Here is a 21,694-nt window from a genome sequence, read left to right on the forward strand (position 1 = left end):
ATGTCAACATCGGATGTATACACGGCAATACAACCGCAGGAGACCGGATTCGATCCGGATGCGCGGCTTCGGCTGGAGGAGCATTTCAAGTCGCTTATCGAACAGAACCGGATTCAAAGCGCGGCTTATCTTCTCTCTTCCAATGGCAAGATATTTGCAAAAGGGGCTTTCGGACAGCTCAAATATACGGATCCCGATTCGGTCTACAAGGACGATACGATCCGCAGGATCGCGTCGGTAACCAAGCTGTTTACGGCAACGGCGATCTTCCAGCTGGTCGAGCAGGGCAAGCTGTTTCTCCGGCAGTCGGTATCGGAGTGGATCGGAGAATTCAAAAATGCCACGTACGAGAAAATTCAAATCTGGCACCTCTTGACCCATACTTCAGGCCTGCAGGCGGATCCCGGCTACTTCCAGGAGCCTTATCCGAGAGGCTGGTGGGATATGCTCTTCGCCTTCGAGCCGGAGACGGAAGGGCCGGATGCCGTCACGGATCCGGAGGAGCTGGAGAAGCTGCGCCGCAGCCAGTGGATTCGATCGCTCTTGTCCGGCCAGCCGTTATCGGCGCCCGGCGCGGAGTGGAGTTATTCGTCAGCCGGATTCAATGTCCTGGGCGAGATTGTATCCCGCGCAAGCGGAATTCCGTTCGAGCAGTACGTGATGGAGAAGATCGTAAAGCCGCTTGGCATGAACCGTACGTTCTTCGAAATTCCGGAGGAGCTGCTGGGCGAGGTATGCTGGATTAACGTGCAGGAGGAGAACCGCGATACGAAGAAGCATGACCGCAAGTACAGTCCCCAAAGAGCCGGAGGCGGCTTGAACTCCACCTTGGATGACTTGTATCGCTTTGGTCAGATGCTGCTTAACAACGGAACGCTTGACGGCGTCAAAATCTTGTCCCGCAAGTCGGTCGAGAAGATGAGCACGAATGTGCTGAACAGCGGGATTGAAGGCTTTTGCTGGGGAGGGCGAATCAAAAGCTTTACTTACGGACTTGGAGCCAATCTGACGGGGCATGACGACTGGCTGCCTGTCGGTTCATACGGTCACGAAGGGGCAGGACGCTGCAAGCTGCTGGTTGATCCTCAGCATCAATCGGTCGTTGTGTTCTTTGTGCCTTCCAATCTGGACTGGTGTCCGGAGTCGATTAACGGTACGCAAAATATTATCGGCTCCGGCTGGCTGTGAAGCGGTTGACCGCCGTCATTTCCGCAATCGGCTTAGCGACCTACAAGGAGTGGGCTGCGTTCCGGTCGCATATGGCGGCTTCGCTGCTCGTTGGTCCTGTCATGTTCCTGGTTCAGGTGTTTATCTGGAAGGCCGTATACCAAGGGCATGAAACGTTAAACGGACTGACCTATCAACAAATGCTTACCTATTATGGCGTCGCCAGCCTTATCCATTACATCTCGTTTGACTTCGCCGACTGGAACCTGCAGATGCTGGTGCGCAGCGGGAAGTTTGTCACCTTTGCCCTAAGGCCGCTGCCGCATTGGCTCTTCGCGCTTGCCCAGAAGATCGGCCACCGCTCGCTCGCGCTATGGGTTGAAGTGCTGCCTGTTCTTCTTTTGTTTATCTTTGTCTTTGGCGTAAATCTGCAGCCCGCGGCTCCGGGCTGGGCGATCTTGTCGATTGCGTTCAGCTTCCTGATGAACTTTATGATCAATTATTGCGTTGGACTAACCGCCTTCTGGCTGATCCGGGCAGAAGGAATCCGGCGGGTGTTCCTGCTGCTGAAGGATATTTGCGCGGGGGTATTTATCCCGCTGTCCTTCTTCCCGGATGCGCTGCAGAAAATATTGTTTTTCCTGCCTTTTCAGTTCATCACTTATTTGCCGACCAGAGTATATGGAGGAGACTATGAGCTTGCCGGCTTCCATCTGTCGCTGCCTCAGGCGGTAGGCCTGCAAGCCGTTGCCGTTGCGGTCGCCGCTTTAACCATGACCTTTCTGTACAACGCTGCCATGCGGAGATTTACGGGGGTGGGCGTATGAGAGAGACGTTGCTCGGCGCGGTCCTTCGAACCAAATTTGCGGAGCAGATGGCGTATCGCAGCCATTTCTTCATCAGTGTACTAATGCTCGTTATCGGAGATCTGATCGTTCCGCTCGTTACGTTGCTTGTGTACAAGTCGGGCGCTTCGTTTCCCGGGTGGACCATGCATGAGGCGCTGCTAATTCAAGCGGTGTTCGCGTTGTCCAAGGGAATTGCCTTTCCGTTCTTCTTCGGGATGGTAGGGACTACGCTGGGCCATGTCCGCGAAGGAACGTTTGACCTGCTGCTGCTCCGGCCAAGACCCGTTATGCTGATGGCGATGATTACGGGCTTTGACCCGGATGATTTCGGAAGATTGTTCAGCGGCACGGTGTTGTTCGTTTACGCCTTAAACGGGATGGAAACGCCCGGCGGGGGGGCGTGGCTGCAGTTCGTGCTTCTATTCCTGGCGTCGGTAACCATGTTATGCGCGGTATCGCTGTTCTTGTCCGGCATGCTGTTCCGCTGGGTCGGCAGCAGCAGGGTCTTTGATATATTTGACGCCTTTGCAAGCTTCGGCATGTATCCGGGAACCATCTTCTCGAAATCGCTGCAAAATATATTCACTTATGTTCTTCCCGTAGGCCTGATTGCCTTTGTTCCCGCCGAAGCGCTGCTTGGCCGGACCGGCTGGGGAGGGTTATGGGCGCTGCTGCCGGCTGCAGGTTTCCTGGCGCTCGGGATGCTGTATTGGAACCGGATGCTGAGAGGTTACACAAGTGCCGGCGGCTAGCCGTAAGCAGAGGATACGAAGGGGAGACGAGTTCGCATGATTGAAGTCAGAAATCTGACGAAAACCTATACGACCCATGAACGAGGCCATACGCTTCGCGAAGTGACGCGTAATTTGATCAGACGGCCGATGAAGGAGATCAAGGCCGTTCATGATTTATCTTTTACCGTTCCGCAAGGAGAAATGCTGGCTTTCCTTGGCCCTAATGGAGCGGGGAAGTCAACGACGCTCAAGATTCTGACGGGTGTCCTGCACCCGACATCGGGTGAGGTAAAAGCGCTGGGGCTTGTTCCGTGGAAGCAGAGAAGACAGTATGTCGGCCGCATTGGCGCCGTCTTCGGACAGAAGTCGCAGCTGCTATGGGATATTCCTCCCATCGATGCCTTCTATATGAACAAAGCGATATACGGCGTTCCGGAGCGGCAGTATCAGTCCACGTTAAATGAGCTCACCGAGCTGCTTGGCGTTGGCGATATCATAAGAAAGCCAACCCGCCAGCTGTCATTAGGCGAGCGTATGAAATGCGAATTTATAATGGCGATGCTGCACCGGCCGGATATCGTGTTTCTCGATGAACCCACGATTGGGCTGGATATGATTGCGAAGGAGAATATCCGCCATTTTATCCGGAGCATGAACGGACAAGGTGTTACCTTTCTATTAACCACGCATGACCTGGAGGATGTCGAGCTGCTCGCGGAGCGGGTGATCGTGATCAACCATGGCGAGATTGTGGTGGATGATTCGCTTGGCGATTTAAGAAGCAGGCTTGGCGACAAGAAGTCTGTCCGTCTGACGACGGAATCCGTCGTGCCGGATATTCGCATCCAGGGGATGACGGTTACGGAGCGGAAAGGTCCGCTGGAGCTAGCGCTGGAGATTGATACGAGCGTGCTGCCTCTGAAACGTTTCATCCGGGAATTTAACGAGGTCTATGGCATTGTGGACATGGCGATTGACGCTATACCGATTGAATCCATTATGAAGGAGCTGTATTTGGCTGAAGCCGCCGTCGAGTCGGCTGCGACTAAGCCATAAGCGGGAAAGGACTGCCGTTGCCGGCAGTCCTTTTTTTCACTTTTATTTGCAAGTATTGTTGCTGCTGTTCTTCTTCGGAACCGATCCGGAATTGTCGGCAAGCTTATCGCCGAATTGGTCAAGGCGCGAAGGGCTTGCAGCCGGTCCGTCATTGTCGGGCTTATTGTTGCGTCCTGTCATATTTTTCACCTCCAACCCTTCTAGATTGAGCGGGCTTTGACTAAATCATGCATTGTATAATGAAGGAAATAAAAAGCTAAGAAAAATAGAAAAATGCCGTTGACTTTGACGTTACGTCAAGGTGTAGAGTAGGGTTGTCGGGAGGTGAGCAATATGGAATATACCGTACAGAAGCTGGGACAGCTCGCGGGCGTAAGCACAAGAACCTTGCGGTATTACGATGAACTTGGACTGTTAAAGCCGGCAAGAGTCAGTTCGTCCGGGTACCGGATTTACGGGCAGGCGGAGGTGGATCTGCTGCAGCAGATATTATTCTTCCGCGAGCTTGGTCTAGGTCTTGAGCAAATCAGGCAGATCATTCATGATCCGGCTTTCGATAAGTCGACTGCGCTGAAGGAGCACCGCGAGCAGCTTCTCGACAGAAGGCGGCAGCTGGATGTCCTGATCCGGATTGTCGAGCAATCCATTGAGCATGCGGAAGGGAGAATGACTATGTCTGACCAACAAAAATTCGAAGGCTTCAAGCAGAAGCTGATTGATGAGAACGAGAGGAAATACGGCAAGGAAATCCGTGAGAAATACGGCGAGGATGCCGTAAACGCGTCCAATGCGAAGCTGAGCAACATGACGCAGGAGCAGTATGATGAAGTAACACGGCTAGGTGAAGAGATCAAAACCGCCTTGGCGGAAGCCATTAAAACCGGTAATCCCGCGGGAGAGCTGGCGCAGAAAACGGCGGAGCTTCACAAGCGTTGGCTGATGTATTATTGGAAGGAGTACTCGAAGGAAGCTCATGCCGGATTATCCCAAATGTATGTGGATGATGAACGGTTCACCGCCTACTACGATACCGATCAGCCGGGAGCGGCTGCTTTCTTGAGGGACGCCATTCATATCTACACGGGCGTGAAGAAGGCGTAGTCCCAGTAAACTGAATGTAAGAGGGGTTGTCCCAGTGTCATATTCATGACTCACGGGACAGCTCCTTTTTTATTGCGCGCGGCATGTTAGCGTTAGGCTCCTTCATATATTGATAGTGGTTCGGAATCCGTCGAATAGGTTGTCCTTTTGCGGAAAGGGGGAGGGGGAGATGCGGTTTCAGCTGGACGAGGAATATGAGCTGACGCGTGCGGCTGTAAGGGATTTTGCGGAAAGCGAGCTCGCCCGGGGGGCGGTTGAGCGAGATGAGCTTGAACGGTTTGACCGCCGCTTGTTCGACGATATGGCGGAAATGGGCTTAACGGGGATTCCGATTGCGGAGGAGTGGGGCGGAGCGGGAAGCGACATACTCGCTTATTCGATTGTCTTGGAAGAGCTTGCACGGGTATGTGCTTCCACCTCGGCTGTGCTTGGGGCGCATACAACAGCGGCGTGGGTGCTTGCCAAGCATGGAAGCGAGCATTTGCGGGAGACAAATTTAATGCCGTTAACTACCGGAAAAAGACTCGGAACTATTGCTTATTCGCATCCGACTCTAAGGGGGAAAAGGACGGCTGCAGACACCTATAATCTTGTCGGATCTATTCCGTCCGTCGAGTTGGCTGGCATTGCGGATGATTATATAGGGCTCATCAGGCACCGGTCCGGAGAACTTTCGCTCAGCATTCTTTCGGGTGACAGTCCCGGCTTAACCTGCGAGCCTCGGAAAAGCAAGCTTGGTTTGCGGGGAATGCCAAGCGCGGAGCTTCGTTTTCAATCGGTTGACTGTTATTTATTTAATGTGGTTAAGGGAAACAAGGAACCAAGCGCTGAAGATGTATTTAACGGCATTAACGTTATGCGTGATCTTAGCGCGGCTGCTCAAGCTACGGGAATTGCCCAGGGGGCATTGGATGCCGCTTTAGCCTACGCGAAGGAACGAACGCAATTCGGTAAACCGATCGGACGCCAGCAAGGCATTGCGTTTAAACTGGCGGATATGGCGGCGAATGTGGAGGCATCAAGGTGGCTTGTCTATGATGCGGCCTGGTCCGTTGACAGAGGCCTGCCAGGCAGCTCGAAGGCAGCCATGGCTAAGCTTTACGGGATCAGACACGCGGTTGCGACGGCCACCGAGGCGGTACAGATTTTTGGGGGATACGGCTATATGCGCGAATACCTCGTAGAACGTTATCTGCGGGATGCCAAAGGTCTGGAAGCTGCCTCGGCGCAGTCGTACCCGGCTATTTTAAGCTTGGAGTCGGAATAGGAGGATCGGACGGCATGTTTAATCGTCAGTCAGTCATCGTAGCAGGAGCAAGAACGGCATTTGGCAAGTTTGGCGGCCAGTTCAAATCCGTACCAGCCGTTCAGCTTGGGGCTGCCGCGATTACGGGCGCCATGCAAAGATCCGGTATTTCGCCCGGTCAAGTAGATGGCGTCATTATGGGGATGGTGCTTCAGGCGGGAGCCGGTCAGATTCCGTCCAGGCAAGCGGCGAGGCTGGCGGGTCTAAGCTGGGAAGTACCGTCGGAAACGATAAACAAGGTATGCGCATCGGGCATGCGGGCCATAACGATGGCCGATCAAATGGTGCGTTCCGGTGATGCCCGGATCGTTGTGGCAGGCGGAATGGAAAGTATGAGTCGCACCCCGTATGCCGTTCCAACGGCGAGATGGGGCGCTAGAATGGGCAATACGGCACTCGTTGATCTGATGAATCATGACGGCTTGTTTTGCGCGTTCCATCAGGTGCCGATGGGCTCGCTGGGCAACCGGGTGGCAGACGAGTTTAATGTCGGACGTCAAGAGCAGGACGATTGGGCGCTTCGCAGCCACTTGCGCGCGGTAGCCGCTCGGCAGAGCGGCCGCTTTGCCGAGGAAATCGTTCCCGTTATCCTCGATGATGGGACGGAGCATGCTGCCGACGAGTGTCCCCGTCCGGATACGGATGCGGCAAAGCTGGCCCGATTAAAGCCCGCCTTCGACCGGACCGGGACGATTACGGCCGGCAATGCTCCCGGTGTGAATGACGGGGCTGCCGCGGTAACGGTCATGTCTTCGGAGGAAGCCGTTCGTCTTGGCGTTAAGCCGCTTGCGACCGTAATCGGGCATGCTTCGGCAGGCGCGGAAGCGGCGTATCTGGCAACCGTCCCGGCGCTTGCGATCCGCAAGCTTCTGAAGCAGACGGGGGTTCCGCTGGAGAAGATCGATCTTATTGAAGTGAACGAAGCCTTCGCTTCGGTGGTGCTGATCAGCGGTCAAATGCTTGGCTGGGATCCCGAAAAGGTAAACGTTAACGGCGGGGCGATCGCGCTTGGACATCCGATTGGCGCAAGCGGCGCCCGCATTGTCCTGACGCTGATTCACGAGCTGAAGCGGCGGGGAGGCGGATTAGGGATCGCCGCGATTTGCAGCGGCGGAGCGCAAGGCGACGCGATGTTGCTTCAGGTTGATGCTTGAACGAAAGCTTGAACGAGAACGGGGTGAAGGCGATGGAGCAGGTACGGCAAATCCGTCAGGTGACCGTTCTGGGAGCCGGGCAAATGGGAAGCGGCATCGCCCAGACTTTGGCGCAATACGGCTATGAGACCGCGCTTTACGATATTACGGAAGCGGCGGTTGAGCGGGGAATGTACGCGATCGGAAGCTCCCTGGAACGGTTCGTCAAGAAAGGACGGCTGACAAAGGAGCAGCAGGAAGCCGCCATGCGGTTGCTGACGCCGGTTGTTACGCTGGAAGCCTGCCGGCAATCCGACTTTGTGATTGAAGCCATCCCTGAACAGCTGGAGCTCAAACGGAAGCTGTTCAAGGAATTGGACCGTCTATGCCCGCCGCATGCCATTCTTGCGACAAATACCTCTTCGCTGTCGGTTACGGCTATCGCTGGCGTGACGAAACGCCCCTCGCAGGTGATTGGCATGCATTTTATGAATCCGGTTCCGGTAATGGCGCTTGTGGAAGTGATTCGGGGGCTTGCCACCTCTGCCGAAACGCTGGCAGCGACGGTTGCCCTTGCCGAATCGCTTGGGAAGACGGCGGTACGGGTTGATGATTATCCGGGCTTTATCTCGAACCGGATTCTCATGCCGATGATTAACGAGGCGGTGTATGCCGTATATGAAGGCGTGGCAACGCCTGAAGCGGTGGATCGGATTATGAAGCTGGGCATGAATCATCCGATGGGCCCGCTTGCTCTCGCGGACTTTATCGGGCTGGATACTTGCTTGTACATCATGGAGACGCTGCACGAGGGGTTTGGCGATTCGAAGTATCGGCCGTGCCCGCTGCTGCGCAACTATGTTTCCGCCGGCTGGTTAGGGAAGAAAACCGGGAAGGGCTTTTACAACTACGATTAGAATCGCACCCGAAAGGAGCGATTGTCCATGGAACTCCGGTTTACGAAGGAGCAGCAAGCAATCCGGCAGGCTATTCGGCGGTTTGCCGCTCAGGAAATCGCATTGGCCGTGCCACGTATGGAATCCGAGGAGCGGTTTCCTGCCGAGATCATCCGCAGGATGGCGGAGCGGGAGTGGATGGGAATCCCCGTTCCGAAGCAGTGGGGCGGTGCCGGATCGGATTTTATCTCTTATATTATCGCGATTAACGAAGTGTCGAGAATCAGCGCTGCGGTTGGCGTTATCTTATCCGTGCACACCTCCGTATGCACGCTTCCCATTCTGAATTACGGCACGGAGGAGCAGCGCGGGCAATTCGTGCGAAAGCTGGCTTCCGGCGAGTGGATTGGGGCCTTTGCTTTAACGGAGCCGCATGCGGGCTCGGATGCTGCGGCTATACGGACGTCAGCCGAACGGAAAGGCGACCATTATGAACTAAACGGCTCCAAGCTGTTTATTACCAACGCCGGGGCGGCCGGGGTATACGTCGTATTTGCCGTCACGGACGGGACGAAGCGTGCAGGCGGCATTACCGCATTTATCGTGCCGGGGGATGCGAAGGGGCTTCATATCGGCAAGCCGGAACGGAAAATGGGTCTACATGGCTCCAATACCTGCGAGCTGCATTTCGAACAGCTGCGTATTCCCGCAGAGTACCGGCTGGGACGGGACGGCGAAGGATTCGCGATTGCCAAAGGCTCGCTTGACGGCGGCCGCATCGGCATAGCCGCGCAAGCGCTTGGAATTGCGGAAGCCTCGATACAGCTCCTCCGCGATCGGTTTGGTCCGCCAAAGGGCTCTCCCTATACTTCCCGGGACACCGAGCTGGCGGAGCTTCTGGCAAGAACGGCGGCCGCCAGGCTGCTGGTCTACCGTGCCGCTTCGCTTCGGCAGGAAGGCAGGCCTTGCACGAAGGAAGCGTCAATGGCCAAGATGTTTGCTTCCGATACGGCCGTTGCCGTGTCCGGAGCAGCCGTCCGGCTGTTGGGCGAAGAGGGGTTATCCAAGGAGCATCCCGCCGAACGGCTGTTCAGAGATGCCAAGGTAACGCAAATTTACGAGGGTACCAATGAAATTCACCGCCTTGTGATCAGCGGCAGATTGATGAAATGAAGGTGACTTGTATGCGAAGTAGCCCCGGACTTAAGCTTCGGGAAGCGATTCAGGCGGAGCAGCCTCTTCAGGTGGCGGGGGCGATAAATGCGTATGCCGCCATGATGGCGGAGCAGGTAGGCTTTCGCGCCTTGTATTTATCCGGCGCGGGTGTTGCCAATGCTTCCTTTGGTTTTCCTGACCTGGGAATAACGACGCTTCAGGACGTGCTGGAGGATATTCGCCGGATTACGAACGTAACGGAGCTGCCGTTGCTAGTTGATATCGATACCGGCTTTGGCGGTGCCTTTCAGATCGCCAGAACGATAAAGGAAGTGCAGAGAGCCGGCGTTGCGGCCGTCCATATCGAGGACCAGGCAGCGGAAAAAAGATGCGGTCACCGCCCCAACAAGGCCATGGTGCGGACGGAAGAGATGGTCGACCGGATCAAAGCCGCGGTAGACGCAAAGACCGACGGCAGCTTTGTCGTTATGGCGAGAACGGATGCTCTGGCTTCCGAAGGGCTTGAGGCCGCCATTGAGCGTGCCCAGAGGTATGTGGAAGCGGGAGCCGATATGCTTTTTCCCGAAGCGGTCGGCAGTCTGGACGAATACAAGAGGTTTGCCGAGGCCGTGAAGGTACCTATTCTGGCGAATATAACGGAATTCGGAAAAACGCCGCTGTTCACCGTGGAACAGCTCCGGGATGCGGGAGTCAGCCTGGCGTTGTATCCTTTATCGGCGTTTCGGGCCATGAACGCTGCGGCGCTGCGCGTCTACCGCGCAATCCGCGAAGAGGGTTCGCAGCAGAAGGTAGTTGATCTGATGCAGACGCGGGCGGAGCTGTACGATTTTCTTCACTATTATGACTATGAACATAAGCTTGACGCGTTGTTTGGAGCGGAGCAAAAGGAGGAGAAGGGAGAGGGGTAGTATGCCGGTACCCAAGCAAGGAGGCCTTGCGGCTGTTATCGCCGGCCAGACTCGAATTTCGACGGTCGGCAAGGAAGGGAAGGGATTATCGTACCGCGGTTATTCCATCTACGATTTAGCCCGATTCGCAGCCTTTGAGGAGACAGCTTATTTACTCTTGTACGGATGGCTTCCGGATTCCGAGCAGCTTGGCATGTTCCGGAAGCAGCTCGCCGCAAGCCGGGAGCTGCCGCCCGCTTTAACCGGCATACTAGAGCTGCTGCCTGGCAGCACCCATCCGATGGATGTGCTCCGGACCGGCTATTCTGCCCTTGCCTCGTTCGAGCCGGAGGAGGAAGGGCGCTTGGCTTTGGATATTGCGATCCGGTTGATTGGCTGCACGTCATCGATTCTGTTGTACTGGTATCACTACCAGAATCGAGGCATACGAATCGACACGGCCGGAGCCGGTAGCGATACGGCTGCGCATTTTTTGCAGCTGCTGCATCAGAAGGAGCCGGAGGAGCAGCATGCCAAAGCGCTGGATGTTTCCCTGACGTTATACGCGGAGCATGAATTCAATGCCTCTACGTTCGCGGCAAGGGTTACGGCCTCCACGCTATCCGATTATTATTCCGCGATTACAACCGGAGTGGGCACGCTGCGCGGACCGCTGCACGGCGGTGCCAACGAGGCGGCGATGGCGCTCATTGAGCGATACGACAATCCGGATGACGCGGAGGCGGGTATTCTGGAGGCTCTTCGGCAAAAGCAGCTGATCATGGGGTTCGGCCATCGCGTCTACTCGGTTTCGGATCCCCGCTCCGATGTGATTAAGGAGTGGGCGCTTGCCCTGTCGGAGCAGGCCGGCGACCGGAAGCTGTACGAGATTTCCGAGAGAATCGAACAGGTGATGCGCCGCGAGAAGAAGCTGTTCCCCAATCTGGATTTCTACAGCGCTTCGGCGTACTTTCATTTGGGGATTCCCACACCGTTATTTACTCCTGTCTTTGTGTTGTCCCGTCTTGCGGGTTGGTCGGCGCATGTCATGGAGCAGCGGGCAGGGAACCGGATTATCCGTCCAAGCGCCGATTATATCGGACCCGATCCGCAGGAGTGGCTGCCGCTCGATCAGCGCTAGTTCAGTGACGACCTGTCAGGAAGGAGCACGACTTAAATGTCCGTAACGTTTCAAACGAACCGTCCCGAGCCCGATCCGCTGCTGGTCGATATCGCGGACTACGTACTTCATAAGGAGCTGACGAGCGAGGAAGCATACGACACGGCTAGGCTTTGCCTGATGGATACGCTCGGCTGCGGACTCTTGGCGCTCCGTTATCCGGAATGCGCCAAGCTTCTAAGTCCGCTTGTACCGGGCACCGTTGTGCCGAATGGCGCGCGGGTGCCGGGTACTTCAACGCAGACGGATCCGGTCACGGCGGCCTTTCAGATCGGCTGCATGATCCGCTGGCTCGATTACAACGACACGTGGCTGGCCGCCGAATGGGGCCATCCCTCCGACAATCTTGGCGGGATTCTGGCTGCCGCCGATTATATAAGCCGCAAGAACAGAGCCGAAGGCAAAGCGCCCCTTACGATGCGCGAAGTGCTGACGGCGATGATCAAGGCGCATGAGATTCAAGGAATACTCGCGCTTGAGAACAGCTTTAACCGGGTAGGGCTCGATCACGTGCTGCTTGTCAAAATCGCCTCGACCGCCGTAGTGGCGCAGCTTCTTGGGGGAAGCAAGGACGAGATCGTAAATGCCGTCTCGCATGCCTGGCTTGACGGTCATGCTCTGCGGACGTACCGTCATGCCCCTAATACGGGCTCGAGAAAATCCTGGGCTGCCGGCGACGCGACAAGCCGCGCGGTATGGCTCGCCATGATGGCTCTGCGTGGCGAGATGGGCTATCCGTCCGTGCTGACCGCCCCGGGTTGGGGGTTCCAGGACGCGCTGTTTAAAGGAAAGCCTGTCGTTCAGGCAAGGCCGTTTGCGTCTTACGTCATGGAGCATGTTTTGTTCAAAATCTCGTTTCCGGCGGAATTCCACGGGCAAACTGCCGTTGAGGCGGCTATTCGGCTGCACCCGCTTGTGAAAGACCGGATTCACGAAATTGCCGCGATCGAGCTTACGACCCATGAGTCGGCGATCCGCATCATCGACAAGCGGGGACCGCTCCATAATCCGGCGGATCGCGATCACTGCCTGCAATACATGGTTGCGATCGGCCTGCTGCATGGCGAATTAACGGCGGATCATTACGAGGATGCGGCGGCTTCCGACCCGCGGATCGATAAGCTTCGGGATCTGATGCGCACGGCTCAGGATCCGAGGTATTCCAAAGAGTATCTGGATGCCGAGAAACGTTCGATCGCCAATGCGATTGAAGTGTTTTTCGCGGACGGTTCCTCAACCGGCAAAGTAGAGGTGGAATATCCGATCGGCCACCGGAGAAGGAGAGAGGAAGGCATACCTTTATTGGTGAGCAAATTCGAGGAGAATTTGCGGACGCGGTTCCCGGCGAAGCAAGCCGGTCGGATCGCCGCTTTATGCCTCGATCAGGAAGCTTTGGAGCGCATAGAGGTGGATCGATTTTCCGATTTATTCGTCATTTGACGGCGCGGCCTTGCAAAAGGCCGCTTTTTTCATCTTTTCTTGACATCCTTCATTGAGTTATGAGCCCTCTAACGCTTATAATATAACGAGGAAAAAAGATTAAAAAGAAAAGGTGCATTCATGAGTATATTAAACGTTGAAAGATTAAGCCATGGATTTGGCGACCGCGCGATTTTTAACGACGTATCGTTCCGTTTGCTCAAAGGGGAGCATATCGGTCTGATCGGCGCAAACGGCGAAGGCAAATCCACGTTCATGAACATTATTACCGGCAAGCTTCAGCCGGATGACGGCAAGGTCGAATGGTCGAAGAAGGTTCGCGTTGGTTACCTCGACCAGCATGCGGTGCTTAGCAAAGGAATGACCATGCGCGACGTACTGAAGAGCGCATTCCAATATTTGTTTGACATGGAACAAGAGATGAACGACATGTACGGCCGCATGGGCGAAGTATCGCCGGAGGAGCTGGAGAAGCTTCTGGAGGATGTCGGCACGATTCAGGATACGCTGACGAACCAGGACTTCTACCTGATCGATGCGAAAATCGATGAAACGGCACGCGGCCTTGGCCTCACCGACATCGGCCTCGATAAAGACGTGCATGATTTGAGCGGCGGCCAACGCACGAAGGTTCTGCTCGCGAAGCTTCTTCTCGAGAAGCCGGACATTCTGCTCCTGGACGAGCCTACCAACTATTTGGACGAGCAGCATATCGAGTGGCTGAAGCGTTACCTGCAGGAGTACGAGAACGCGTTTATTCTGATCTCCCACGATATCCCGTTCCTGAACAGCGTAATCAACCTGATCTACCATATGGAAAATCAGGAGCTGAACCGTTATGTCGGCGACTACGATCATTTCCAGGAAGTTTACGAAATGAAAAAGCAGCAGCTGGAGTCGGCGTTCAAGCGCCAGCAGCAGGAGATTGCCGAGCTGAAGGACTTCGTTGCCCGGAACAAAGCATCCGTTGCGACCCGGAACATGGCGATGTCGAGACAGAAGAAGCTGGATAAGATGGATGTGATCGAGCTGGCGAAGGAAAAGCCAAAGCCGCAGTTCAACTTTATCGAGGCACGCGCGTCCAGCAAGCTGATCTTCGAGACGAATAACCTGGTTATCGGTTATGATTCACCGCTGTCGAGACCGCTGACCCTCCGCATGGAGCGCGGCCAGAAGATTGCGCTTGTCGGAGCGAACGGCATCGGCAAAACAACCCTTCTCCGCAGCATCCTTGGTGAAATCCCTGCGCTTGAGGGCTCGGTTCAGCTTGGCGACATCCTGAGCATCGGTTACTTCCAGCAGGAAATGAAAGAAACAAACAACAATACCTGTATCGACGAGATTTGGAGCGAGTTCCCGTCGTTTACGCAGTTCGAGGTTCGCGCGGCGCTCGCGAAATGCGGTCTCACGACCAAGCATATCGAGAGCAAAATCGCGGTGCTTAGCGGCGGCGAGAAAGCGAAGGTGCGCCTTTGCAAACTGATTAACCGCGAGACGAACCTTCTTGTGCTCGACGAGCCTACGAACCACTTGGACGTAGACGCGAAGGAAGAGCTCGCCCGTGCGCTTAAAGCGTACAAAGGCAGCATTATCCTGATTTCCCACGAACCTGAATTTTATCAGCAGGTTGTTACGGAAACGTGGAACTGCGAGTCCTGGACGACGAAAGTATTCTAATCGTTTGGCGCATAATAGATAGAACTGATCCTGCCTGACAGCTTGTTGTCAGGCAGGATTTTTTTGAGCGGACGGGATAACCGCTCAATATACCCCCTATAGGTATTTTTAATGATTGACATATATACGGGTGGGGGGTATACTGAAGCCAATCAACGATAATAAGAAACGGATGTGTTGCTTATGGCTCCCGTGCAAACGAATGATCATGACCAGACCACCTTTGATATAACCGGAATGACTTGCGCCGCATGCGCGAACCGCATAGAGAAAGGGCTGAACAAACTTCCGGGCGTTGCCTCCGCAACGGTGAACTTCGCGATGGAAACGGCCCGCGTGGAATATGCGCCGAGTGAAGTTTCCGCCCAAGATATAGAACGCAAGGTCGAGCAGCTGGGCTATTCTGCGTCCGAACGCGTGGAAAGAGCAGCGGACGAGAAGCATCCCGAAAAAAAGGGGCAAATCAGGAAGCTCGCCATATCAGCCTTATTATCGCTTCCGCTTATTTGGAGCATGGTTGGACATTTTTCGTTTACTTCCTGGCTGTATGTGCCGGAGCTGTTTATGAACCCGTGGTTCCAGCTTGTTCTGGCAACGCCCGTACAGTTCTACATCGGCCGTTCCTTTTATATGAGTGCGTATAAAGCTCTGCGCAACGGCGGCGCCAACATGGATGTGCTCATCGCGCTTGGCACGTCGGCTGCTTATTTCTACAGCTTATACGCAACGGTCAAATGGGAAACGGAAGGCTCATCCATGCACCATGCTCCAGAGCTGTACTTTGAGACCAGCGCGATTCTGATAACCCTTGTATTGCTTGGCAAGCTGTTCGAGACATTGGCCAAAGGGCGGACCTCGGAAGCGATCAAGTCGCTTATGGGACTGAGAGCGAAGACGGCTACGGTCGTAAGGGACGGACAGGAATGGAACATTCCGCTTGAGCAAGTGATCAAAGGCGATATCGTCATGGTCCGGCCGGGCGAGAAGATTCCGGTTGACGGTTTGGTATTGGAAGGCGCTTCGGCCGTTGACGAAGCGATGCTGACGGGCGAAAGCCTGCCGGTGGAGAAAAGCCCGGGCGATACCGTAATCGGAGCAACCATTAACGGGAACGGCGTTTTGAAGGTGCAGGCGACAAAGGTAGGAGCGGATACGGCGCTTGCCCAGATTATCCGGGTCGTGGAGGAAGCGCAAGGCTCCAAAGCGCAGATTCAACGCGTTGCAGACGTTATTTCCGGCATTTTCGTCCCGATTGTAACGGGTATAGCGGTTGTCGCTTTCCTGGTGTGGCTGATTTTTGTCAAGCCGGGAGATTTGACCGCCGCGCTCGAGACCGCAATCGCGATCCTGGTAATCGCTTGCCCTTGCGCGCTTGGACTCGCGACCCCCACCTCGATTATGGCGGGTTCCGGCCGTGCGGCGGAGGTAGGCATATTGTTCAAGGGCGGCGAGCATCTCGAGCAGACCCACAAGGTGGATGCGATTATTCTCGATAAAACAGGGACGGTAACTAACGGAAAACCGTCGTTAACGGATATCCTTGTTGCGGACGAAGGGGACGAAACGGAATTTTTGCGGCTGGTTGGCGGAGCGGAGCAGCTCTCCGAGCATCCGCTCGCCGTTGCGATAGCTGACGGTATACGGGAGAGGGGTATACCTTTTGCTTCCGCGGAGTCGTTTGAAGCTTTGCCGGGCTTTGGGATCCGGGCCGTCGCGGAGGGGAAATCGGTGTTGATCGGAACCCGCAGGCTGCTCGAGGAAAACGGTGTTCATGCGAAGGAGGTTTACCCGGTCATGAACCAATTGGAGGAAGCGGGCAAGACGGCGATGCTGGTTGCCATCAATGGGCAATACGCCGGGATCATCGCGGCTGCGGATACGATTAAGGAGAGCTCGGTATCCGCGGTTGGGCGGCTCAAAGAGCTTGGAATCAAGGTTATTATGGTTACCGGGGACAATGAACGCACCGCGTTAGCGATTGCCGCGCAGGCCGGAATTGATCATGTGCTGGCCGAGGTACTGCCGGAAGGCAAGGCGGCGGAAGTGAAAAAGCTGCAGCAGCAGGGCCATATCGTTGCCATGGTTGGCGACGGCATTAACGATGCGCCCGCGCTGGCTACCGCCCATATCGGCATGGCGATAGGGACCGGGACCGATGTGGCGATGGAAGCGGCGGACGTTACGCTGATGCGCGGCGATCTCGAGAGCATCCCGGATGCGATCTACATCAGCCGGATGACGATGCGGAATATTAAGCAGAATCTGTTCTGGGCGCTTGGCTACAACACGCTTGGCATTCCGATTGCGGCAATCGGCCTGCTTGCGCCCTGGGTAGCCGGAGCGGCAATGGCTTTAAGCTCCGTATCCGTCGTCCTGAATGCTCTAAGACTTCAGAAGCTCCAAGTAAGACGTTAAGGAGTTTGCCGTTCTGCGCCGCAATCGGATTAGGGTTGTCCAATACAAGGAAAAGCCGTTATAATAGGCATATAGAAAAATGAAGAAAGTGGTGCAGCATGGGTCGTAAGTGGAATAACATTAAAGAAAAAAAAGCTTCGAAAGACGCTAACACAAGCCGCATTTATGCGAAATTCGGTCTTGAAATTTACGTAGCGGCGAAGAAAGGCGAGCCTAACCCCGAATCCAACGGCGCTTTGAAGTTCGTTCTTGAGCGCGCGAAGACGTATAACGTACCGAAGGCGATTATCGACCGCGCGATCGAGAAGGCTAAAGGCGGCTCGGACGAACAATATTTCGAGCTTCGTTACGAAGGATTTGGTCCTGCAGGCTCCATGATTATCGTGGATGCCCTGACGAACAACGTGAACCGCACGGCTCCGGAAGTGCGCTCGGCTTTCAACAAAGCCGGCGGCAACATGGGCGTAAGCGGATCGGTATCGTACATGTTCGACCAAACCGCCGTAATCGGCGTGGAAGGCAAATCGCTGGATGAAGTAATGGAAATTATGCTGGAAGCAGACGTTGACGTTCGGGATATCGTGGAAGAAGACGAGACTATCATGGTCTATGCGGCACCGGATCAATTCAATGCGGTGCAGGAGGCATTCAAAAATGCCGGCATTTCGGAGTTTGCGGTAGCCGAAGTAACGATGCTTGCGCAAAACTTCGTTACTCTTCCGGAAGATGCGGTCGCATCCTTCGAGAAGCTGATTGACGCGCTTGAGGATTTGGAAGACGTTCAACAGGTTTATCATAACGTTGAATTTGAATAATCGAGTTTGCGAGACGGTCGCCTGAGGGCGGCCGTTTTTTTGTATGTATCGAGGTATATCTAAGTATAGTAGGTAACCTCGAACCAATCTAATGAAAAACATTTCAGTTCTTTTCAGCCCGGCGGATGTCCTTTAGAATAAGGTTGGCTGGAGAACAGCCGTTTGGGTTTGGAATAAAAATTTTCGGTAAACGAATGGAGGAGCAATACGATGAAATATCGGAAACTTGGCGGTACAGGTCTGAAGGTTAGCGAAATCAGCTTAGGCAGCTGGCTTACATATGGCGGTTACGTGGAACGCGAAAATGCGGTAAACGCGATTCGCACGGCTTACGATTTGGGAATTAACTTTTTCGATACGGCAAATGTGTACGAGCGTGGCGGCGCGGAGGAATTGGTTGGCGAAGCGTTGAAAGCGTATCCGCGCGAATCCTATGTTCTGGCTACGAAAGTGTTCTGGCCGATGGGCGATGGCCCTAACGACCGCGGCTTGTCCCGCAAGCATGTGATCGAGCAGGCGAATGCAAGCTTGAAGCGTCTTGGCCATGATTACATCGATATTTACTACTGCCACCGTCATGACGCGGAAACCCCGCTGTATGAAACGCTTCGCGCGATCGATGATCTGGTGCGTTCCGGCAAAGTGCTGTATGTCGGCGTAAGCGAATGGCAGGCGTCGCAAATCGCCGAAGCGCTTGGCGTAGCGGATCGTTACCTGCTGGACCGTATTGTGGTTAACCAACCGATCTATAATATGTTTGAGCGTTATATCGAGAAGGAAATCATTCCGCTTAGCGAACGCTCCGGCATCGGCCAAGTCGTCTTCTCGCCGCTGGCGCAAGGCCTGCTGACCGGCAAATACACGTCTGCAACCGAATTCCCTGCGGACAGCCGCGCGGCTAAGATCGATTGGATGGGCAAAGGCATCACGGAAGAGAAAATCAATAAGGTTCGCCAGCTGGAAACCATTGCTGCAGAGCTCGGCATCAGCGTAGGCAATCTCGCGCTGGCTTGGATTCTCCGTCAACCAAACGTAGCAAGCGCGCTTGTTGGCGCAAGCCGTCCGGATCAAGTGACGGAAAATGCGAAAGCTTCGGGTATTACCTTGAGCGAAGACGTACTGGAGCAAATCGAAACTATTCTGAAGTAAGAGAAGGAGACATCCCAGATGGCTAAAGTCGTAGTTACCGGCGGAAGCGGGATGCTTGGACGATGGATCGTTAAGCATTTTGTGGACCGAGGGTATGAGGTGCTAAACGTAGATACGCGTCAACCGGACGAATCGATTTGTCCGACCCTAATCGTGAACCTGGAGGATCTGGGTCAGACCTACGGAGCGCTGGCTGGCGCAGATGCGGTCGTTCATATGGCGGCTATTCCGAGAGCCGGCATGGTGCCGCCGGAGGTCACCTTCCGCAACAATGTAATGTCTACTTACAACGTGCTGGAAGCCGCGGCTGGGCTTGGCATCAAAAAGGCTGTTATTGCGTCCAGCGAATCCTCGTATGGCATCTGCTTCGCGGAGCACCCGTTTGGTCCGCAATACGTACCAATGGACGAGGCTCACCCGCAGCTCCCGCAGGATAGCTATGGATTGTCCAAAATCGTTAACGAAGCAACAGCCGATATGTTCAACCGCCGTACCGGCATGCAGGTCGTATCGCTGCGCCTCGGCAACGTCATCCCGCCGGAATGGTATGAACGGTTCCCTTCGTTTATCCATAAGCCGGAGGAACGCGAGCGCATTCTGTGGAGCTACATCGATACGCGCGACGTTGCGGAAGCCTGCGAGCTTGCCATTAAAGCGGAGGGGCTTGGTTCGGTAGCGATAAACCTTGCGAACGACGAGTCCAGCATGGACATCGCCAGCCGTGAGCTGATGGCTGCCCGTTACCCGGAAGTTACCGATTTCCGGGCGCCGCTCGAAGGCTTTGAGTCGCTGCTGAACAGCGACAAAGCGAAATCGCTGCTTGGCTGGCAGCCGAAATATTTCTGGCGCGAGCAGCTGGAGAAATAAATGCAAAACGGTCCTTATCCAGTGGGGTAAGGGCCTTTTTTTGCGGAAAGACGGCGTTCGCATGGCCATATTTGATTGGCGAAAATCGTCTTTTATATAGACAGCCTTCCCAAACGGGGAGTATACTTTATACGCTTGCGTAATGGAACTTACTTAATGGACATAAGAAGGTGCGGCTGCTTGTGAGTTATCTGTTTCTATTTTTGGCAACTTTGGCATGGAGCTTTGTTGGCGTGCTTGTAAAAACAGCTTCCGCGATGGTCGACAGCTCCATCATCTCCTTCTGCCGGTTCTTCTTTGGCGTTGTTGTGCTTGGGATTTATTTGCTGATGAAAAATGGGAGGATTGAGTTCCGCTACCGGATGAAATGGCTCTGGTACGGGGCGGCGGGCAAATCCGCCAATTATATATTCGAGAACATCGCGCTGATGATCGGTTACTCTTATGGCAATATTCTCGTACAACCCGTTCAGACCGTCATTCTGCTGTTTGCAGGCAGCTTCGTCTTTAAGGAAAAGGTGACGCGCGCAGGATGGATCTCCGCGGCATTATGCGTTGTTGGCGTTATCGTCGTCGGTTGGAACGGCGTTCCGCTCGACGAGCTGATGGGAAGCAGCGGATTAACCACCATCTTGTTTACTCTGGCGGGAATCGGCGCGGCGGTTCATGTCATGAGCCAGCGCATGCTGGTCAAGACCATGGATAACGGTAATATGAACTTCTCCGTCTTCCTGATTGCAACGCTGATGGTATCGATTCCCATTCCGTTCCAAAGCGAAGGATTTACGGGAGTGTCGACGGCAGGTGCTTGGCTGGCACTGGTCTGCCTTGGCGTTATTACGGGCTTAAGCTTCTTCTGGTTCGCGGAGGCGATGAAGCGGGTGCCGTTCGCCGTGGTAGCCATCGTTGGAAACAGCTCCGTGTTATTCTCGATTCTGTGGGCGTATATTTTCTTCCGGGATCCGATTACCAGCTATATCATTATCGGTACGCTCATCTTTGTGGCGGGCTTCCTGCTTCTTAACTTCTCCGGTCCAAGAAAGAAGACGGTGAAGCAGGTAGATAACGTAGAAGCAGCGGTATAGAGCAAAGGAGCGAATACGATGGATCAAGCGAGTGACCTTCCGGCCAAGCTAAGCAAGCCGGCGAAGCGCGCCTTTACTCAAGCGGGTTACTTGAAGCTTGAGCAGTTTTCAGGGCTGACCGAAGCCGAGGTGCTGGCGCTCCATGGCGTCGGCCCAACCGCAATCGTCCTGCTTCGCCAGGCGCTTGCCGAGAAGGGATTAGCCTTCCGCAAATAACGAAGAGAGCAGCGGGCAACCGCTGCTTTTTTTGGCACGGTGAAAGAGGTGGGTATGCCTTATGAGAAAGATTGAAACGAACAGGCTCTTGACGAAGCCCGTGCATGTCATCGTTCTTGTCTTGTTCATGCTGTATAGTCTCGTTATGATCAAGCTGTTGTTTATTCGCGGCAGCAGTTACAGATGGCCGGACTATAATTACAACCTTGTCCCGTTTCATACGATCAAATCGTTAATCTACCACCGGCATGCTTACAATGCCGATGCCTGGATGAAGAACCTGTTCGGCAATATCGTTTTGTTCATTCCGCTTGGCGTCTGCTTCCCGCTGCTTAGTCGCAGATTGTTCCATGCAGCCAGAAGTCTCGCGGCTATAATCCTTACACTTTTCCTTGTAGAAGCGATTCAACTCGTAACCAGAGTCGGAAGCTTCGATATTGACGATATTATCTTGAATACGCTTGGGGCTGGCATTGGACTGGTCATAATCAAGCAGTTCATGTCCCGTTGAAGGAGTTAATCAAGGAATAAAAGAGAAAACCGTGC

General features: G+C 54.5%; 21 protein-coding genes. 20 read left to right on the forward strand and 1 reads right to left on the reverse strand.

Features of this window, described 5'->3' with window-relative positions:
- Genes FHT67_RS24590 through FHT67_RS24605 form a run of 4 tightly spaced genes read left to right on the forward strand, consistent with a single transcriptional unit; the run spans window position 1 to window position 3,805 of the window.
- Complete coding sequence (locus FHT67_RS24590; RefSeq protein WP_165930720.1) at window positions 1-1,188, forward strand: serine hydrolase domain-containing protein; 1,188 nt, start codon at window positions 1-3, stop codon at window positions 1,186-1,188.
- Window positions 1,185-1,994 carry an ABC transporter permease gene (locus tag FHT67_RS24595; RefSeq protein ID WP_132309057.1) on the forward strand — a complete coding sequence of 270 codons (810 nt, stop codon included), beginning with the start codon at window positions 1,185-1,187 and terminating at the stop codon, window positions 1,992-1,994. Before FHT67_RS24590 ends, FHT67_RS24595 begins: the two co-directional genes overlap by 4 nt.
- Window positions 1,991-2,767, forward strand: a complete 777-nt coding sequence (locus FHT67_RS24600; protein ID WP_167201627.1) for an ABC transporter permease — start codon at window positions 1,991-1,993, stop codon at window positions 2,765-2,767. The genes FHT67_RS24595 and FHT67_RS24600 overlap by 4 nt, the downstream gene beginning before the upstream one ends.
- Before the next feature lie 36 nt (window positions 2,768-2,803).
- Window positions 2,804-3,805: an ABC transporter ATP-binding protein gene (locus tag FHT67_RS24605; protein ID WP_132309061.1), complete on the forward strand. Its 1,002-nt coding sequence runs from the start codon at window positions 2,804-2,806 to the stop codon at window positions 3,803-3,805.
- 42 nt (window positions 3,806-3,847) lie between these two features.
- On the opposite strand, the gene FHT67_RS24610 is transcribed toward FHT67_RS24605, so the two are convergent.
- Window positions 3,848-3,985 carry a hypothetical protein gene (locus FHT67_RS24610; RefSeq protein ID WP_015844360.1) on the reverse strand — a complete coding sequence of 46 codons (138 nt, stop codon included), beginning with the start codon at window positions 3,983-3,985 and terminating at the stop codon, window positions 3,848-3,850.
- A gap of 153 nt (window positions 3,986-4,138) precedes the next feature.
- Between FHT67_RS24610 and FHT67_RS24615 the strand changes: the two genes are divergently transcribed.
- The 16 genes from FHT67_RS24615 (at window position 4,139) to FHT67_RS24690 (ending at window position 21,659) form a co-directional block, all read left to right on the forward strand.
- Window positions 4,139-4,906, forward strand: coding sequence for a MerR family transcriptional regulator (locus tag FHT67_RS24615; RefSeq protein WP_167201628.1), 768 nt, complete (start codon window positions 4,139-4,141; stop codon window positions 4,904-4,906).
- A 169-nt stretch (window positions 4,907-5,075) separates the two neighbouring features.
- Complete coding sequence (locus FHT67_RS24620; protein WP_167201629.1) at window positions 5,076-6,173, forward strand: acyl-CoA dehydrogenase family protein; 1,098 nt, start codon at window positions 5,076-5,078, stop codon at window positions 6,171-6,173.
- Window positions 6,174-6,187: 14 nt separating this feature from the next.
- On the forward strand, window positions 6,188-7,366 hold the full coding sequence (locus FHT67_RS24625; protein ID WP_167201630.1) for an acetyl-CoA C-acetyltransferase: 1,179 nt from the start codon (window positions 6,188-6,190) through the stop codon (window positions 7,364-7,366).
- Between the two features lie 32 nt (window positions 7,367-7,398).
- Window positions 7,399-8,262, forward strand: coding sequence for a 3-hydroxybutyryl-CoA dehydrogenase (locus FHT67_RS24630; protein ID WP_132309813.1), 864 nt, complete (start codon window positions 7,399-7,401; stop codon window positions 8,260-8,262).
- A gap of 27 nt (window positions 8,263-8,289) precedes the next feature.
- On the forward strand, window positions 8,290-9,414 hold the full coding sequence (locus tag FHT67_RS24635; protein WP_167201631.1) for an acyl-CoA dehydrogenase family protein: 1,125 nt from the start codon (window positions 8,290-8,292) through the stop codon (window positions 9,412-9,414).
- An 11-nt stretch (window positions 9,415-9,425) separates the two neighbouring features.
- Window positions 9,426-10,325: a methylisocitrate lyase gene (gene prpB / locus FHT67_RS24640; RefSeq protein ID WP_132309071.1), complete on the forward strand. Its 900-nt coding sequence runs from the start codon at window positions 9,426-9,428 to the stop codon at window positions 10,323-10,325.
- Window position 10,326: 1 nt separating this feature from the next.
- Window positions 10,327-11,445 (forward strand): citrate synthase/methylcitrate synthase, encoded by a 1,119-nt coding sequence (locus tag FHT67_RS24645; RefSeq protein ID WP_167201632.1) that lies wholly within the window; start codon window positions 10,327-10,329, stop codon window positions 11,443-11,445.
- A gap of 36 nt (window positions 11,446-11,481) precedes the next feature.
- On the forward strand, window positions 11,482-12,924 hold the full coding sequence (locus FHT67_RS24650) for a bifunctional 2-methylcitrate dehydratase/aconitate hydratase (RefSeq protein WP_132309075.1): 1,443 nt from the start codon (window positions 11,482-11,484) through the stop codon (window positions 12,922-12,924).
- Between the two features lie 120 nt (window positions 12,925-13,044).
- Window positions 13,045-14,601, forward strand: coding sequence for an ABC-F family ATP-binding cassette domain-containing protein (locus tag FHT67_RS24655; RefSeq protein ID WP_132309077.1), 1,557 nt, complete (start codon window positions 13,045-13,047; stop codon window positions 14,599-14,601).
- A gap of 183 nt (window positions 14,602-14,784) precedes the next feature.
- Window positions 14,785-17,016, forward strand: a complete 2,232-nt coding sequence (locus tag FHT67_RS24660; RefSeq protein ID WP_167201633.1) for a heavy metal translocating P-type ATPase — start codon at window positions 14,785-14,787, stop codon at window positions 17,014-17,016.
- 98 nt (window positions 17,017-17,114) lie between these two features.
- On the forward strand, window positions 17,115-17,831 hold the full coding sequence (locus FHT67_RS24665) for a YebC/PmpR family DNA-binding transcriptional regulator (protein ID WP_132309081.1): 717 nt from the start codon (window positions 17,115-17,117) through the stop codon (window positions 17,829-17,831).
- Between the two features lie 210 nt (window positions 17,832-18,041).
- Entirely contained in the window at window positions 18,042-18,980 is a 939-nt protein-coding gene (locus FHT67_RS24670) for an aldo/keto reductase family protein (RefSeq protein WP_132309083.1), read from the forward strand.
- A gap of 18 nt (window positions 18,981-18,998) precedes the next feature.
- Window positions 18,999-19,847: an NAD-dependent epimerase/dehydratase family protein gene (locus FHT67_RS24675; RefSeq protein ID WP_132309085.1), complete on the forward strand. Its 849-nt coding sequence runs from the start codon at window positions 18,999-19,001 to the stop codon at window positions 19,845-19,847.
- 182 nt (window positions 19,848-20,029) lie between these two features.
- Window positions 20,030-20,932 carry an EamA family transporter gene (locus tag FHT67_RS24680; RefSeq protein ID WP_167201634.1) on the forward strand — a complete coding sequence of 301 codons (903 nt, stop codon included), beginning with the start codon at window positions 20,030-20,032 and terminating at the stop codon, window positions 20,930-20,932.
- Window positions 20,933-20,950: 18 nt separating this feature from the next.
- Window positions 20,951-21,148 carry a helix-hairpin-helix domain-containing protein gene (locus tag FHT67_RS24685; RefSeq protein WP_167201635.1) on the forward strand — a complete coding sequence of 66 codons (198 nt, stop codon included), beginning with the start codon at window positions 20,951-20,953 and terminating at the stop codon, window positions 21,146-21,148.
- Between the two features lie 61 nt (window positions 21,149-21,209).
- Window positions 21,210-21,659: a VanZ family protein gene (locus tag FHT67_RS24690; RefSeq protein ID WP_167201636.1), complete on the forward strand. Its 450-nt coding sequence runs from the start codon at window positions 21,210-21,212 to the stop codon at window positions 21,657-21,659.
- The last annotated feature ends 35 nt before the right edge of the window (window positions 21,660-21,694 follow it).

Origin of the sequence: Paenibacillus sp. BK720 (assembly GCF_011761545.1) — a bacterium.
GTDB lineage: Bacteria > Bacillota > Bacilli > Paenibacillales > Paenibacillaceae > Pristimantibacillus.